Source organism: Pseudarthrobacter sp. Pseusp20 (assembly GCF_059492155.1).
Genome location: NZ_CP168521.1, coordinates 1987297 through 2002051, shown reverse-complemented (window position 1 = coordinate 2002051; position 14755 = coordinate 1987297). Strand labels below are relative to the sequence as shown.

13 protein-coding genes are annotated in these 14755 nt (G+C 66.3%); all 13 read right to left on the bottom strand.

Annotated elements, in window-relative coordinates:
• Positions 1 to 21: 21 nt before the first annotated feature.
• A complete protein-coding gene (gene dnaE, locus ACEN9K_RS09290) occupies positions 22 to 3582 on the bottom strand; it encodes a DNA polymerase III subunit alpha (protein WP_018771531.1) in 3561 nt (1186 codons plus the stop codon).
• Between the two features lie 49 nt (positions 3583 to 3631).
• Positions 3632 to 4558, bottom strand: a complete 927-nt coding sequence (locus ACEN9K_RS09285) for an RluA family pseudouridine synthase (protein ID WP_495635578.1) — start codon at positions 4556 to 4558, stop codon at positions 3632 to 3634.
• Positions 4551 to 5123, bottom strand: coding sequence for a signal peptidase II (gene lspA, locus ACEN9K_RS09280; RefSeq protein WP_495635577.1), 573 nt, complete (start codon positions 5121 to 5123; stop codon positions 4551 to 4553). Before lspA ends, ACEN9K_RS09285 begins: the two co-directional genes overlap by 8 nt.
• 93 nt (positions 5124 to 5216) lie before the next feature.
• On the bottom strand, positions 5217 to 5900 hold the full coding sequence (locus tag ACEN9K_RS09275) for a DivIVA domain-containing protein (protein WP_056389772.1): 684 nt from the start codon (positions 5898 to 5900) through the stop codon (positions 5217 to 5219).
• A gap of 176 nt (positions 5901 to 6076) precedes the next feature.
• Positions 6077 to 6364: a YggT family protein gene (locus ACEN9K_RS09270; RefSeq protein WP_018771527.1), complete on the bottom strand. Its 288-nt coding sequence runs from the start codon at positions 6362 to 6364 to the stop codon at positions 6077 to 6079.
• A 134-nt stretch (positions 6365 to 6498) separates the two neighbouring features.
• Positions 6499 to 7029 (bottom strand): cell division protein SepF, encoded by a 531-nt coding sequence (locus ACEN9K_RS09265; protein ID WP_018771526.1) that lies wholly within the window; start codon positions 7027 to 7029, stop codon positions 6499 to 6501.
• Between the two features lie 90 nt (positions 7030 to 7119).
• Positions 7120 to 7872, bottom strand: a complete 753-nt coding sequence (locus ACEN9K_RS09260) for a YggS family pyridoxal phosphate-dependent enzyme (protein ID WP_018771525.1) — start codon at positions 7870 to 7872, stop codon at positions 7120 to 7122.
• Positions 7865 to 8554 (bottom strand): peptidoglycan editing factor PgeF, encoded by a 690-nt coding sequence (pgeF, locus tag ACEN9K_RS09255; RefSeq protein WP_495635576.1) that lies wholly within the window; start codon positions 8552 to 8554, stop codon positions 7865 to 7867. The genes ACEN9K_RS09260 and pgeF overlap by 8 nt, the downstream gene beginning before the upstream one ends.
• Positions 8555 to 8562: 8 nt before the next feature.
• Positions 8563 to 9816: a cell division protein FtsZ gene (gene ftsZ / locus ACEN9K_RS09250; RefSeq protein WP_018771523.1), complete on the bottom strand. Its 1254-nt coding sequence runs from the start codon at positions 9814 to 9816 to the stop codon at positions 8563 to 8565.
• Between the two features lie 184 nt (positions 9817 to 10000).
• Complete coding sequence (locus ACEN9K_RS09245; protein WP_495635575.1) at positions 10001 to 10948, bottom strand: cell division protein FtsQ/DivIB; 948 nt, start codon at positions 10946 to 10948, stop codon at positions 10001 to 10003.
• Complete coding sequence (gene murC / locus ACEN9K_RS09240) at positions 10941 to 12317, bottom strand: UDP-N-acetylmuramate--L-alanine ligase (RefSeq protein WP_488314780.1); 1377 nt, start codon at positions 12315 to 12317, stop codon at positions 10941 to 10943. Before murC ends, ACEN9K_RS09245 begins: the two co-directional genes overlap by 8 nt.
• Positions 12314 to 13414 carry an undecaprenyldiphospho-muramoylpentapeptide beta-N-acetylglucosaminyltransferase gene (murG, locus tag ACEN9K_RS09235; protein ID WP_056389759.1) on the bottom strand — a complete coding sequence of 367 codons (1101 nt, stop codon included), beginning with the start codon at positions 13412 to 13414 and terminating at the stop codon, positions 12314 to 12316. The genes murC and murG overlap by 4 nt, the downstream gene beginning before the upstream one ends.
• A gap of 6 nt (positions 13415 to 13420) precedes the next feature.
• The gene (gene ftsW / locus ACEN9K_RS09230) at positions 13421 to 14755 is read right to left on the bottom strand and encodes a putative lipid II flippase FtsW (protein ID WP_495635574.1); all 1335 of its coding nucleotides are present in this window, start codon (positions 14753 to 14755) and stop codon (positions 13421 to 13423) included.

The following is a 14755-nucleotide window of genomic DNA, read 5'->3' as shown; positions in this document are numbered from 1 at the left end:
TGTCAGGCGTCCAGGCAGGGGTCAGGCGTCCAGGCAGGCGGGGCCCAGCAGGACCTTCAGGTCGCCGAACAGCGACGGGCTGGGGTTGACGCGGAGGTGGACCGGCAGGCCCATGATTTCCGTGCGGGTGTCTCCCTGCAGGTGCAGCCGCACCTCCGAATTGCCCCGGTGGGTGCGCAGCACATCGCCCAGCTCGGTGACCACGGCCTCGGTGGCCTTATGGGTGGGCATGGTGATCACCAGGGGCCCGTTCAGCCCTTCGCTGAGGTCCGGGACGGACAACTCCATGCAGTTCAGGGTGATGGCGCCGTCGTCGCGCTTCTGCAGCCGGCCCTTGACCACCACGATCAGGTCCTCGGCGAGGACGGAGGCGATGGGCCCGTAAACCTGCCCGAAGAACATGACCTCGATCGAGCCGCCCAGGTCTTCGACCTCCGCCCGGGCGTAAGCGTTGCCGCTGGCTTTGGCGATGCGCCGGCTCAGCGACGTGATCATGCCCGCGATGGTGATGATGGCGCCGTCCTGCGGACCGTCCTCGCCCAGAATAGTGGTGATGCTCATCTCGGCGTGCTGGGCCAGAAGTCCCTCGAGGCCCTGCAGCGGATGGTCCGACACGTAGAGTCCCAGCATGTCCCGCTCGAAGGAGAGCTTGTCCTTCTTCTCCCACTCGGGCAGGTCCGGAATCTCGATGCTCAGGGAGGACGACTCCGAACCCGCTTCCTCGAATCCGGCGAAAAGGTCGAACTGGCCAATGGCCTCGTTGCGCTTGAGGGTGATGACGGAGTCGATCGCCTCTTCATGGATCATTGCCAGGGCACGGCGGTGGTGGCCCAGTGAGTCGAACGCCCCCGACTTGATGAGAGATTCGATGGTCCGCTTGTTGCAGACCACGGCCGGCACCTTCATCAGGTAGTCCTTGAACGAGGTGAAGGCGCCCTCGCTTTCGCGGGCGGCCACCATGGCCTCGACGGCGTTGACGCCCACATTGCGGATGGCACCCATGCCAAAGCGGATGTCGTTCCCCACCGGAGTGAAGTTCAGGGCAGACTCGTTGACGTCCGGCGGAAGGACCGTGATGCCCATGCGCCGGCACTCGTTGAGGTAGATGGCCGATTTGTCCTTGTCATCGCCCACCGAGGTCAGCAGGGCCGCCATGTATTCCGGCGCATAGTGCGCCTTGAGGTACGCGGTCCAGTAGGAGATCACGCCGTACGCGGCGGAGTGCGCCTTGTTGAAGGCGTAGTCGGAGAAGGGCAGCAGGATGTCCCAGAGGGTCTTGACGGCCTCCATGGAGTAGCCGTTGTCCTGCATGCCCTGGGAGAAGCCCGCAAACTGCTTGTCCAGCTCGGACTTCTTCTTCTTGCCCATGGCGCGGCGGAGGATGTCCGCCTGGCCCAGGGAATAGCCTGCCAGCTTCTGGGCCACGGCCATGACCTGCTCCTGGTACACAATCAGGCCATAGGTGCCGCCGAGGATTTCCTTGAGGGGTTCCTCGAGTTCCGGATGGATGGGGATCACTTCCTGGATCCCGTTCTTGCGCAGCGCGTAGTCGGTGTGCGCGTTGGCGCCCATGGGGCCCGGACGGTAGAGCGCCAGGACGGCGGAAATGTCTTCGAAGTTGTCAGGCTTCATGAGCTTGAGCAGCGACCGCATGGGACCGCCATCGAGCTGGAAGACACCCAGGGTGTCGCCGCGGGCCAGGAGTTCATAGGACTCGGCATCGTCCAGCTCGAGGTTTTCCAGGTCCAGCTCGATGCCCCGGTTCATCTTGATGTTCTCAAGGGCATCGGAAATGATCGTCAGGTTCCGCAGGCCCAGGAAGTCCATCTTGATCAGGCCAAGGCCCTCGGACGTGGGATAGTCGAACTGGGTGATCACCTGGCCGTCCTGGAAACGGCGCATGATGGGGATGACGTCGATGATCGGGTCGGAGGACATGATCACGCCGGCCGCGTGCACGCCCCACTGCCGCTTCAGGCCTTCAATGCCCAGGGCCGTCTCGAAAACCTTGGCGGCTTCGGGGTCGGTGGCAATGAGCTGCCGGAAGTCCCCCGCCTCGCTGTAACGCTTGGCTTCCGGGTTCTGGATGTCCGCCAGCGGGATGTCCTTTGCCATCACGGCCGGCGGCAGTGCCTTGGTCAGCTGCTCGCCCATGCTGAAGGGGTAGCCAAGGACACGGGAGGAGTCCTTGAGGGCCTGCTTGGTCTTGATGGTGCCGTACGTGACGATCATGGCCACGCGCTCGTCGCCGTACTTCCGGGTCACATAGTCGATGACCTCGGAACGGCGCCGGTCATCGAAGTCGACGTCGAAGTCGGGCATGGAGACGCGGTCCGGGTTGAGGAACCGTTCGAAGATCAGTCCGTGGCGCAGGGGGTCGAGGTCGGTGATGCGCATGGCGTAGGCCACCATCGAGCCTGCACCCGAACCACGCCCGGGGCCCACCCGGATGCCGTTGTTCTTGGCCCAGTTGATGAAGTCGGCAACCACCAGGAAGTAGCCCGGGAAGCCCATGGAGGTGATGACGCCGAGCTCGTAGTCAGCCTGCTTGCGGACCTCGTCCGGTATGCCGCCCGGGTAACGGTACTTCAGGCCCTTGTCCACTTCCTTGACCAGCCAGGAGGTTTCGTCCTCGCCGGGCGGGCAGGGGAACCGCGGCATGTAGTTGGCATCCGTGTTGAAGGACACCTCGCAGCGCTCGGCGATGAGCAGGGTGTTGTCGCATGCCTCCGGATGGTCGCGGAAGAGCTCCCGCATCTCCTGGGGGGATTTGAGGTAGTAGCCGCTGCCGGAGAACGCGAACCGCGAACCGCCGTTGTCATAGGTGGGTTCCAGCAGCGTGGAGCCGGACTGGATGGCCAGCAGCGCCTCGTGTGCCTTGGCGTCGTGCTCGTGGGTGTAGTGGAGGTCATTGGTGGCCACCAGCGGCAGGTTCAGGTCCTTGGCCAGCCGCAGCAGGTCACCGGTGACGCGCCGTTCAATGTCCAGCCCGTGGTCCATCAGTTCGCAGAAGTAGTTGTCCGCGCCGAAGATGTCCCGGAATTCGGCCGCTGCTTCCAAGGCTTCGCGGTACTGGCCGAGCCGGAGCCGGGTCTGGACCTCACCGGAGGGGCATCCGGTGGTGGCGATCAGCCCTTCCGAGTAGGTGTTCAGCAGTTCGCGGTCCAGCCGGGGCCACTTGCCGAACACCGAGTCAAGCGAGGCGATGGACGAGGCCCGGAACAGGTTCCGCATGCCCACGTTGTTGTAGCTCAGCAGCGTCATGTGGGTGTAGGACCCACCGCCGGAGACGTCGTCCTTGCGCTGGGATTCGTCGCCCCACCGGACGCGTTCCTTGTCCGTCCGGGCGGTGCCGGGGGTTACGTACGCCTCGACGCCGATGATCGGCTTGATGCCCTTGTCCGTGGCCTTTCGCCAGAAATCGAAGGCACCGAACAGGTAGCCGTGGTCCGTCGTGGCGAGGGCAGGCATGCCCAGGCGCTCGGTTTCGTCGAACAGCTCCCCCAGCCGGGCAGCTCCATCCAGCATGGAATATTCGGTGTGGGTGTGCAGGTGGACAAACGAATCTTTGCTGGAACTCACCGCACCATTCTAAGCGCTGCCGCTTTGCTGCTCCGCCAGGAGGCCCGTGTCAGGCCTGTCCCGATTCGAGTACTTCCAGTGCGTAAGCCAGGTCCTGGGGGTAGTCGCTGGTGACCGTGACACGCTCCCCCGTCACGGGGTGGTCGAATGACAGTGCGCGGGCGTGCAGCCACTGGCGGGTAAGCCCAAGGGTGGCGGCAAGGCGGGGGTCGGCGCCGTACGTGAGGTCGCCGGCGCAGGGGTGGCGGAGTGCGGAGAAGTGGACCCGGATCTGGTGGGTCCGCCCGGTTTCAAGGTGGACCTCCACCAGGCTGGCCTTGCCGAATGCCTCCAGGACCTCGTAATGGGTCACCGAGGGGCGGCCATCCTCGATTACGGCAAAACGCCAGTCATGCCCGGGGTGGCGTCCGATGGGGGCGTCGATGGTCCCGGTCAGGGGATCGGGAAGGCCCTGCACCACCGCGTGGTAGACCTTGTCCACCGTGCGCTCCTTGAAGGCGCGTTTCAGGGCTGTGTAGGCCCGCTCGGACTTGGCCACGACCATCACGCCGGAGGTCCCGACGTCGAGGCGGTGGACGATTCCTGCCCGCTCCGGGGCACCCGACGTGGAGATGCGGTACCCGGCGGCGGCCAGGCCGCCTACCACTGTGGGCCCCACCCAGCCGGGCGAGGGATGGGCGGCCACGCCCACGGGTTTGTCGACGACGACGAGATCGTCGTCGTCGAGCAGGATGTTCAGGCCTTCCACAATCTCCTCCACGACTTCAAGCGGGTCACGCCGCTCCGGGACGGTGACGTCCAGGACGTCCCCGGCCACGAGTTTTGCCGACTTTCCCAATGCCTTGCCCCGGTTCAGGACGTGGCCCTCCGCCAGCAGGGACGCGGCCACGGAACGGGATACCCCCAAAAGGCCGGCCAGCCCGGCGTCAGCCCGCGTCCCGCCGTATTCGTCAGCCACCACAACGCGCTCAGTCATGGGCGGTCTTTTCCTTGTGCGCGTTCCCCATCCGGGTTCCGTCCAGCGCGATTCCGCGGATGGTCAGGAGGCAGATGATGGCGACGGCGGAGACGACGGCCGAGTCGGCGATGTTGAAGATGGCGAAATTGGGCAGCTGGATGAAGTCCACCACGTGGCCCATGCCGAAGGACGGTTCGCGGAAGAGCCGGTCGGTGAGGTTGCCCAGGGCCCCGCCGAGCAGCAAACCCAAGGCAAGGGACCACCACGCAGAACCCAGCCTGCGCACCTGGAAAAGGATGGCGACGGCCACGGCGGCCATGATGATGGAAAACACCCACGTGACATTCTCACCAATGGAAAACGCGGCACCCGAATTCCGGATGAAGTACCAGTGCAGGAGGGGCGGCAGGACGGGAATCCGCTCCCCTTCCACCATGGTGGAAGTGACCCAGAGTTTGGTCAGCTGGTCCAGGACGTAGGCGAAAACCGCGAACCCGGCGAACAGGGACAGCAGCACTGCCCGGCGCGGGCGTGGTGAGGGTGGGACAGGGCGTGCCGCATCCGCAGCGAGTTCGTCAGTCATGGTGCTTTCAATTCGTGGTGCTGGGTCTCAATGCCAAAAGCCGGTGGCCGAGGAATCCTCAGCCACCGGCTTTCAGAATACGTGCTGCCAGACTTAGTTGGCTTCGCTGACTTCCGGGGTCGCTACTGAGCCGCGGGCATCCAGGTCGCGGAGCTGGCCCTCGATGTAGGCCTTCAGGCGTGAACGGTAGTCGCGTTCGAAGCCGCGGAGCTGCTCCACCTTGCGTTCCAGGACGGAGCGCTGCTGCTCCAGCGCGCCGAGGATCTTGCGGGACTTCTCCTGGGCGTCGTTGACGAGGCTGCTGGCTTCGATCTGCGCTTCGGCGATGATCTTGTCCTTCTGGGCCTGGCCGTCGGCGACGTGGCGGTCGTGCATCTGCTGCGCCATGGCCAGCAGGCCGGCAGCGGATTCAGCGGAAGGAGTGGCCACGCCTGCAGGGGCGGCCGGTGCGGCGGCAGCCGGGGCAGCCGGCTGGATGTCCTTCTTCTTGGCTTCGGCAGCCTTCGCCTCGGCCTCAGCCTTTTCACGGGCCTCGTCCTTGTCGGCCTTGACCGGCGCGGGGACCTTCTCCACCACGGGGGCGGCAGCTGAGCTGGCCGGAACACTCGAACCTGCTTCGGCGAGCTTCTTGCGGAGCTCGTCGTTTTCCTGGTTCAGGCGGCGGAGTTCAACGACGATTTCGTCCAGGAAGTCGTCAACCTCGTCCTGGTCATAGCCCTCGCGGAACTTGGTGGGCTGAAAGCGCTTGTTGACAACGTCTTCTGGCGTCAAAGCCATCTGGTCACCTCACTGGTCTGGTTAGTCAGTAGGCCTTCCGGCCGTCAAAACTACGGTACCTAAATTTGGTCTGCTTACTCTAATTCAACACTGCGGTGTCAAACGCGAGGTTTCTTCGCTTTACACTAGCTGTTCCCGGGGGGAACACCTTGCATTGCCCGGCCCTGGTGGGTAAATCAGGCCAGTCCCCTGGTGACGCTCATCGCAATGCTGACGCCGATGAACAGGATCAGGAAGCCCAGGTCCAGGGAGACGCCGCCGAGCCGGAGCGGCGGAATCATGCGCCGCAGGCCCTTCAGCGGCGGGTCGGTAATGGAATACACGGCGTGCGCCACCACCAGAGCCGCGCCCCGGGGCCGCCAGTCCCTGGCAAACATCTGCACCCAGTCGAACACCAGGCGGATGATGAGGGCGACAAAGAACAGCAGCAGGGCGAGATAGAGAAGTCCGAAAACAATTCCCATGACTTATTTCATATCTCCATGTTCGTGCGGCCCATCCATCGTGGCGGCCGGGATCGTACTGCCGGTGTCTTGTCTATTTCAGCACAGATGCCAGACAGGTGTCCCTGCCTGGCATCTGTGTGCAGCCTCTGCGCTCAGCTTTGGTTGAAAAAACTGGCCTGCGTATCGCTGGCCTTCTTGTCGTCACCGATCACTTCAACGTAGGACGGTGAGAGCAGGAACACCTTGTTGGTCACCCGCTCAATGCTTCCCCTCAGGCCAAAGACAAGTCCGGCCGAGAAGTCCACCAGGCGCTTGGCATCGGCCTCACCCATGTCCGTGACGTTCATGATCACCGGAATCCCGTCCCGGAAACTCTCACCGATGAGCTTGGCATCGTTGTAGGAGCGCGGGTGGATGGTAGTGATCTGGCGAAGTCCAGTGTTCTCTTCGCGGCTGGAAGCCGCACGCTTAATGGGGGTCACAGGGGCGCGGTATTCCTCTTCAGGGGCGTAGGACGCCTCGCGGCTGACTTCGCGGACCGGCGCCGGAGCGCGGCGTTCCTCGCGGTCAACTTCCATCGGTTCGTCCTCATCCTTACGTGTGGTCGTTTGCTCGGGCTCGTAATGCTCATCGCCGTCGGCGAGCCCAAGATAGATCATTGTCTTGCGCAGAGCGCCGGCCATGGTCGACTCCTAATCGTGTCCCGTAAGCGGGCCGCCCAATGATTTGACAGCACTGGAGTCCCCCGCCCATCACTTCCAATAGCTCCGACGCTACCCCACGGCGGGACGGGAACCGAGAACATCCGAACCGATTCGCAGGTGTGTCGCCCCGAACTTGATGGCCGCCTCCAGGTCCTGGCTCATGCCTGCCGATATGGCAGTGGCGGAGGGGTAGTCCGCAGCCAGCCGGGCGGAAATTCCCGCGAGCTGTTCGAACGCCGGCTCAGGTGGCGCGCCCAGCGGGGCAACTGCCATCACGCCGGCCAGGTTCAGGCCTTCCGACCCGGCGATCCGTTCTGCCAGGAGTGGCACGTCGGTGGGGTCCGCACCGCCGCGGTGCGTGCCGCCGTCGTGCTCAAGGCTGACCTGGATGAAGCAGTCCAGGGGTGCCCGCCCGGTGGCGTCCATTTCGTGGCGAACCGCCTTGGCCAGCGCCTCCACGAGCTGGGGCCGGTCTACGGAATGGACGGCGGAGGCATAGCGGGCCACGGACTTGGCCTTCTTGGTCTGCAGTTGGCCAACGAAATGCCACGTCAGGTCCAGGTCTGCCAGCTCGAGGGCTTTGGCGGCAGCCTCCTGGTCCCGGTTCTCGCCCACATCCGTAACTCCAAGGGCGGCCAGGCGCCGGATATCGTCCGCGGGGTGGAACTTCGTGACCACGATCAGGGAGGGCAGCCTGTCCCCGCGGCCGGCGCCCGCAGCCGCGGCTGCGATGCGCTTCCGTACGGCGGCAAGCCGTTCCGCAAGTTCGGCACTGCGCGAGTCATCCGCACTGCCGTGCCCGGTACCTGCAACCTCAGTCATGGCACCAGACCAACCCGGCAAAACGGCCGGTATTGCGGTCGCGGCGGTACGAATAGAGCGTTTTCGTCTCAAGGGTGCAGCCCCCTGCGTATTCCACGCCCACGCCCGCACCCTCGAGCTGGCTGCGCGCACCGGCAGGAAGGTCCAGGGCAGGTGTCCCCCAGGACGTGGTGCTCCGGGCGGCGGGGACCACGGCAGCCACCTCATCCCGCAGTGCTGCAGGAACCTCGTAGCAGGACCCGCAGATTGAGGGTCCCAGCCAGGCCCGGATCCGTGACGCGCCAAGGGACTGCATGCTGTCCACGGCGGCAGGAAGGACACCGTTTGCGATGCCCGGGCGGCCGGCGTGCACCGCGGCAATCACGGGCCCGGCCGCGGACTCCCCGGCAAGCAGCACCGGAATGCAGTCCGCAACCATGACGGCCAGCGGAAGTCCGCGGGACACCATGGCGTCGGCTTCAGGGCCGGGAGACTCCGCTTCCATCAGCGCCACGCTGGTCCCGTGGACCTGGTTCATGAAGCGGAGCGCCCGGGGCGCGACTCCGATGGACCGCTCCAGGCGTGCCCTGCGCTCCAGGACGGCAGCGGGATCGTCTCCTACATGCAGGGCAAGGTTTCCCGCATGCACGTCGGTGAATGCGGCCGACACCCCGGGGAGGATGTCGGCGCGCCAGTGGAACAAACCGGTGCCTACTTCAGGAAGTCGGGGACATCCAGGTCATCCGGGTGGGTGCCGGTCAGGTCCGGCTCCACGACGGAGGGCAGGTCGACGTCGAAGCCCGAGTCAGCGGGGACGGCAGCGGGGCGCTGCTGCCCCCAGTTGCTGAGTCCCGCGGCACCAACACCGGCGTGGATCGGCTGGACGTTCTGCTGGTGGTTTCCGTTGCCCTGGTGGTTTCCGTTTTGGGGGTGGGCAGAGGCGGGCGCCGCGGCAGGGGCAGCGGGCCGCTGCGGGGCGGTCTGCGGCTGGGACTGGTCCATGGAGGGCGAGGTGGCCTTGACGTCGTCGAATCCGGCAGCGATGACCGTGACGCGTGCTTCATCGCCCAGGGCATCGTCGATGACGGCACCGAAGATGATATTGGCCTCGGGGTGGGCCACTTCCTGGACCAGCCGCGCAGCCTCGTTGATTTCGAACAGGCCAAGGTCCGAGCCGCCCTGGATGGACAGCAGGACGCCGTGGGCGCCGTCGATGGACGCTTCCAGCAGCGGCGAGGCGATGGCCAGTTCGGCCGCCTTGACGGCGCGGTCTTCGCCACGGGCGGAACCGATGCCCATGAGGGCCGAGCCGGCACCCTGCATGACGGACTTGACGTCGGCGAAGTCCAGGTTGATCAGGCCGGGCGTGGTGATGAGGTCGGTGATGCCCTGGACACCGGACAGCAGGACCTGGTCCGCGGAGCGGAAGGCGTCGAGCACGGACACGTTGCGGTCGCTGATGGACAGCAAACGGTCGTTGGGGATCACGATCAGGGTATCCACCTCGTCGCGCAGGGCGTCGATGCCGGCCTCGGCGGAACCGGCACGGCGGCGGCCCTCGAAGGTGAACGGGCGGGTGACCACGCCGATGGTCAGGGCGCCGAGCGAGCGGGCAATGCGGGCGACGACGGGCGCGCCGCCGGTACCGGTGCCGCCGCCTTCACCGGCGGTGACGAAGACCATGTCGGCGCCGCGCAGGACTTCCTCGATCTCGTCCGCGTGGTCCTCGGCGGCCTGCTTGCCCACCTCGGGATTGGCGCCGGCGCCCAGGCCCCGGGTCAGTTCCCGTCCGACGTCGAGCTTCACGTCGGCGTCGCTCATGAGCAGGGCCTGGGCGTCGGTGTTGATGGCGATGAATTCAACACCCCTGAGGCCGACCTCGATCATGCGGTTGACTGCGTTCACGCCACCGCCGCCGATGCCGACGACTTTGATGACGGCCAAGTAATTCTGCGGAGCTGCCACGTTACGTGTCCCTTGTTCGTGTCTTATTGCGAAAACTGATGGAGAGCTTGAAGCCTGCAACCTTAACCTTCGAGTTGAAGGTTATAGTTATGTCAAGTAACTCTTGTCTGTGACGGTATTTCCTCTGGTTCCCACATTCAATAACCGGGTCCGCGTGTCGGATTAATACCGGGAAAGAAAGCGCTCAGCGCGTCACGGGGTGCCGGGGCACACTGACATCGTAGACCCTGACCGGATTCTTGGGATCGGCCGGAGCCTTGAGGAGGGCGGCCAGGACCTTGGCCTTGAGTTCCTTCTCGGAGGCGTTGCCCCACACGATGGTCTGGCCGTCCACCAGCTTGAGTTCAACGGCGTCCACGGACTGCGCGGACGCGTTCGAGAGCTTCGCCAGCACGTCGGCCGGCAGGGCCCCCAGGACGGCGGCGGTGGCGCGGAACAGGTCCTGGCCGATCGCGCCGGCGCCGCCGTCGATCACCGGCAGCGACGCCGACGCCGGATCGTCCGTGGTAGCCAGCTGGACGCCGTCGACGTCCACCAGCTGGTACTGCTCCCCCTGCTTGACCAGCGCCACGGGCACCCGCTCATGCACTGCGACGGCGAGGGTGGACGGCGGCCGTGCCTCGACGGACACGGACTTGACCTGGATCAGGTTGTCCAGCAGCCTGCGGACGTCGTCGTCACTGATCTGCGGCAGCGGCTTGCCGCGCAGGGGCTCCAGCGCAGCCTGCACCTGGGCCGGGTTGAGCAGCCGCGTGCCTGTCACCGAGACGTTCTGCAGGGCAAGGACCGGTGAGTAGACGGCTCCGGCCAGCAGCCCGGCCACCAGAACCAGCACCGTTCCCACGGCGAGGAGGATCTTCTTCCGGCGGCGCCGGCCTTTGGGCTCAGGGAACGCAAGGACTGTCGCGCCGGAGGCCTGCTGTTCCTTGGCCGGATTGGAGGGCGCCTGGTCCGGGACGCTGCGGGACGCCGTAATCACGTCGCCGCTGCCACCGGCTGCGGGGGTCGGGGAAGATGCGGCCCCCTTGGGGGCATTGTCACCTGCGTTGTTCGCGGCGGTTTTCCCGGAGCCGGGATCGGGCCGCCTGTTGCGGGCGGCCGGGGCGTAGGTGGGGCGTCGGGAGCTAGGCACTCAGTGCCTCCACAATTTTCGGGCCGTAGGCTGTGACGTCGCCGGCGCCCACGGTAAGGACAACGTCCCCGTCCGCAGCGGCCCGTGCCAGGGTGCCTACGGCGTCGTCGGCCGTGACCAGTCGACCGCCCTCCGTGAGGTGGTCCGCGATGAGCTGGCTCGTGACGCCCGGGATCGGGTCTTCCCTCGCCGGGTAGATGTCCAGGACCAGGGCGGTATCGGCCAGGTTCAGGGCATCGGCGAACTCTGCCGCGAATTCACGGGTCCGGGAAAACAGGTGCGGCTGGAACAGGACATGGACCTTGTGGCCGCCTGCCACCGAGCGGGCTGCGGTGAGGGCGGCGCGGACCTCCGTGGGGTGGTGCGCGTAGTCGTCGAATACCCGCACGCCCCGTGCCCCACCTTTGAGCTCAAAGCGGCGGGATGCGCCGGAGAAGCGGGCCAGGCCGGCGGCCGCGGCTGTCGCGTCCACCCCGAGCTCGAGGGCCACCGCAAAGGCGGCTGCGGCGTTCAGCGCGTTGTGCCGTCCGGGCACCTGCAATGACAAAGGGAACCGCGCACCGCCGGCGGATATGGCAACCTGCCCCGGGCCGCCGTCGTCCAGCCTGACGTCCGCCGCATCACCGGTGCCGTACAGGACCACCCGTGTGTTGCCCCGCGCCCGGGTCCGCTCGGCCAGGGCCAGGGCTCCGGCGTCGTCGGCGCAGGCCACCAGGAGGCCGTCAGCGGGCAACAGGGCCGTGAAGCGGTCGAACGACTCGTAGACGGCTTCAGCGGTGCCGTAGTAATCAAGGTGGTCAGGTTCCACGTTGGTGACGACGGCGATGCGGGGCCGGTAGTTCAGGAAGGAGCCGTCGGATTCATCAGCCTCGGCAACGAAGATGCCGGACGTACCATGCGCAGCGTTCACGCCGAGTGCGGGGATGTTGGCGCCGACGGCAAAGGACGGATCCAGGCCCGCCGCGCGGAGCAGCACCGTCACCATCGAGGTGGTGGTGGACTTGCCGTGTGTTCCAGCCACTGTTACCACGGTGTCGTCGCCCATGGTGGCTGCCAGGGCCTGGGACCGGTGCAGCACGGGCAGTCCCGCCTTCCGCGCCGCGGCGAGCTCGGGGTTGTCCCCGCGGATGGCCGAGCCCGCAACCACGGTCTGCGCGTCGGCCAGGTTTCCGGCGGAGTAGCCGACGGCGATGCGCGCCCCGGCCGCGGCGAGGTCGGCCATGACGGGCAGGTCCTTCGCATCGGATCCGCTGACCGGGACTCCGCGCGCCACCATGATGCGGGCCACGGCGGACATGCCGACTCCCCCGATGCCGATGAAGTGCACCTTTCCCAGGGATTCCAGCCGGGGGGTGTTGTGGGGGCTCATGCAGATACCGCTTCCAGGACAAGACCAGCCATGCGCTGGTCGGCATTTCGGATTCCGAGCCGGTAGGACTTGGCTTCCATTTCGGCCAGCCGTGCTTTATCGGTGACCAGCGGGATCAGCTCCCGGGCAACCCATTCCGGAGTGAAGTCACGGTCGGCCACCAGCACTGCTCCGCCTGCGGCGACCAGGCCGGCCGCGTTCAGCGCCTGTTCCCCGTTTCCGATGGGCAGCGGCACCAGGACCGCCGGGACGCCGACTGCGGCCACTTCGCTCACCGTTGCCGCTCCCGACCGGGCCAGGAGAAGGTCGGCCGCGGCATAGGCAAGCTCCATGCCGTCGATGTACTCCACCTGCCGGTAGCCATCCGCAGCGAGGGGTTGGCCCGTTTGGTCCAGGACTGTCTTGCCGCGGCCGGTGATGTGGAGGGTCTGGATACCGGCGTCCGCAAGGTGGCCAACGGCGGCGGCGATTGTCCGGTTGATGCTCTGGGCGCCGGAGGAACCGCCGGTGACGATCAAGGTTGGCTGCTGGGGATCGAGCCCCAGCGCCTCGCGTGCGGCGGTGCGGGCGCTCTTCCGGTCCAGGCCGGAAATCTCCTTCCGCATGGGCATGCCCACGTGCACGGCATTGGGCAGCGGGGTGCCCTCGAAGGCCACGGCAACCCGGCCCTTCAGGAAGGCCCCCACACGGTTGGCCAGTCCCGGACGGGCGTTGGCTTCATGGATCACCACGGGGATCCGGCGCTTCCGCGCCGCCAGGTACATCGGCGTGCACACGTAACCGCCTACGCCCACCAGGACATCGGCCTGCGCCCGGTCCAGGATGGCGCCGGCCTGGCGGACTGCGCCGGCCAGCCTGGCCGGCAGGCGGAGCAGGTCTGCGGAGGGCTTGCGCGGAAGCGGCACGCGGTCGATTGTGGCCAGCTGCACGCCGGCGGCCGGAACCAGCCGGGTTTCCATGCCTGAGGGCGTACCAACCGCCAGGATGGCGGCATCCGGGGCTTCGCTCCGGAGGGCGGCGGCGATGGCGAGCAGCGGGCTGATATGGCCCGCCGTTCCGCCGCCGGCCAGGACAATGGAAGGGTGTGTCGCAGTCATTTGGGGTCAGGCACGCTTTCTGGAATTCTTTGGTTGGTTCTGTTTCCGCCCTGGCCGGGCCTTGAACTTCAGCATCCGTTTGGGCCGCATGGCCGGAGCCATCTGCTCCCGCGCCAGCGAGAGGACAACGCCCACGGCGCACAGTGACATCAGCAGCGCCGAGCCACCGTAGGAAATGAACGGCAGCGGCACGCCGATGACGGGCATCAAACCCGTGACCACGGACATGTTCACGGTTGCCTGGCCCAGCAGCCAGACCATGATGGTGCCGGCCAGGACCCGGTGGAACATGTCCTCCTGTGCCACCACCACGCGGTAGATGGCGGCACCCAGGATGGCAAAAAGGACCAGGACGACGACGGTCCCCACCAGGCCGAGTTCCTCGCCAATGATGGCGAAGATGAAGTCGTTGTGGGCTTCGGGGATCCAGCTGTACTTTTGCCGGCTCTGCCCCAGGCCCACACCCAGCCAGCCGCCGGAGGCAAGGCCGTACATGCCGTTAGTGGCCTGGTAGTTGGCGTCGATGCCGTCGGCGCAGGACTGGCCGGTCCACCACGAGGTGATGCGGCACATGCGGTTGGAGCTGGTGATGGCCATGACAGCGGTGCCGGCAGCAGCGATGATGCCGGCGATGCCGAAGAGGTAAAGCGGAACACCTGCGAAGAACAGTGCGGCCGCCATGATCATCATGATGATCATGGCGGTGCCGAGGTCGTTGCCCACCAGGATCAGCACGATGACGATGGCTGCCATGGGCACGGCGGGGACCAGCACGTGCTGCCACCGGCTGAGCAGTTTGCCCTTCCGGGCCAGCACCGCTGCCAGCCACAGGGCAAGGGCGAGTTTGGCCGCTTCGGAAGGCTGGAAGGTGATCCCGCCCAGGTCGATCCAGTTCCGGTTGCCGTTGACCTCGTCTCCCACCACCTGCACCAGGCCCAGGAGCAGCACGGCAACACCCACGGCGGGCCATGCGAGGCGCTTCAGCCAGACGACGTTGATCCGCGAGAGCACGAACATGGTGAAGATGCCGATCGCTGCGAAGATCCCCTGTTTCAGGGCGTCCCCGTAGGGGGACTTGCCGGCAGCGATGGACTCAACGCTGGAGGCGGAGAGGACCATCATGATCCCGATAGCCGTCAACGCAAGCGTGGCGCCGAGGATGAGGTAGTACGTGGAGCCGTTCCGGGACGTGCCTGTTCCCTCCAGCGCCGACCAGAACCGGCGGTAGATGGTCCGCAGCTTCGCGCCCGCCGCAGCAGGCTGCCGGGTGGCCGTGGAGCCGGGGCGTGGCTTGCCACCCCGCGGCTTGCCACCCTTCGGCCGGGTGGGCGTGCTGACCAT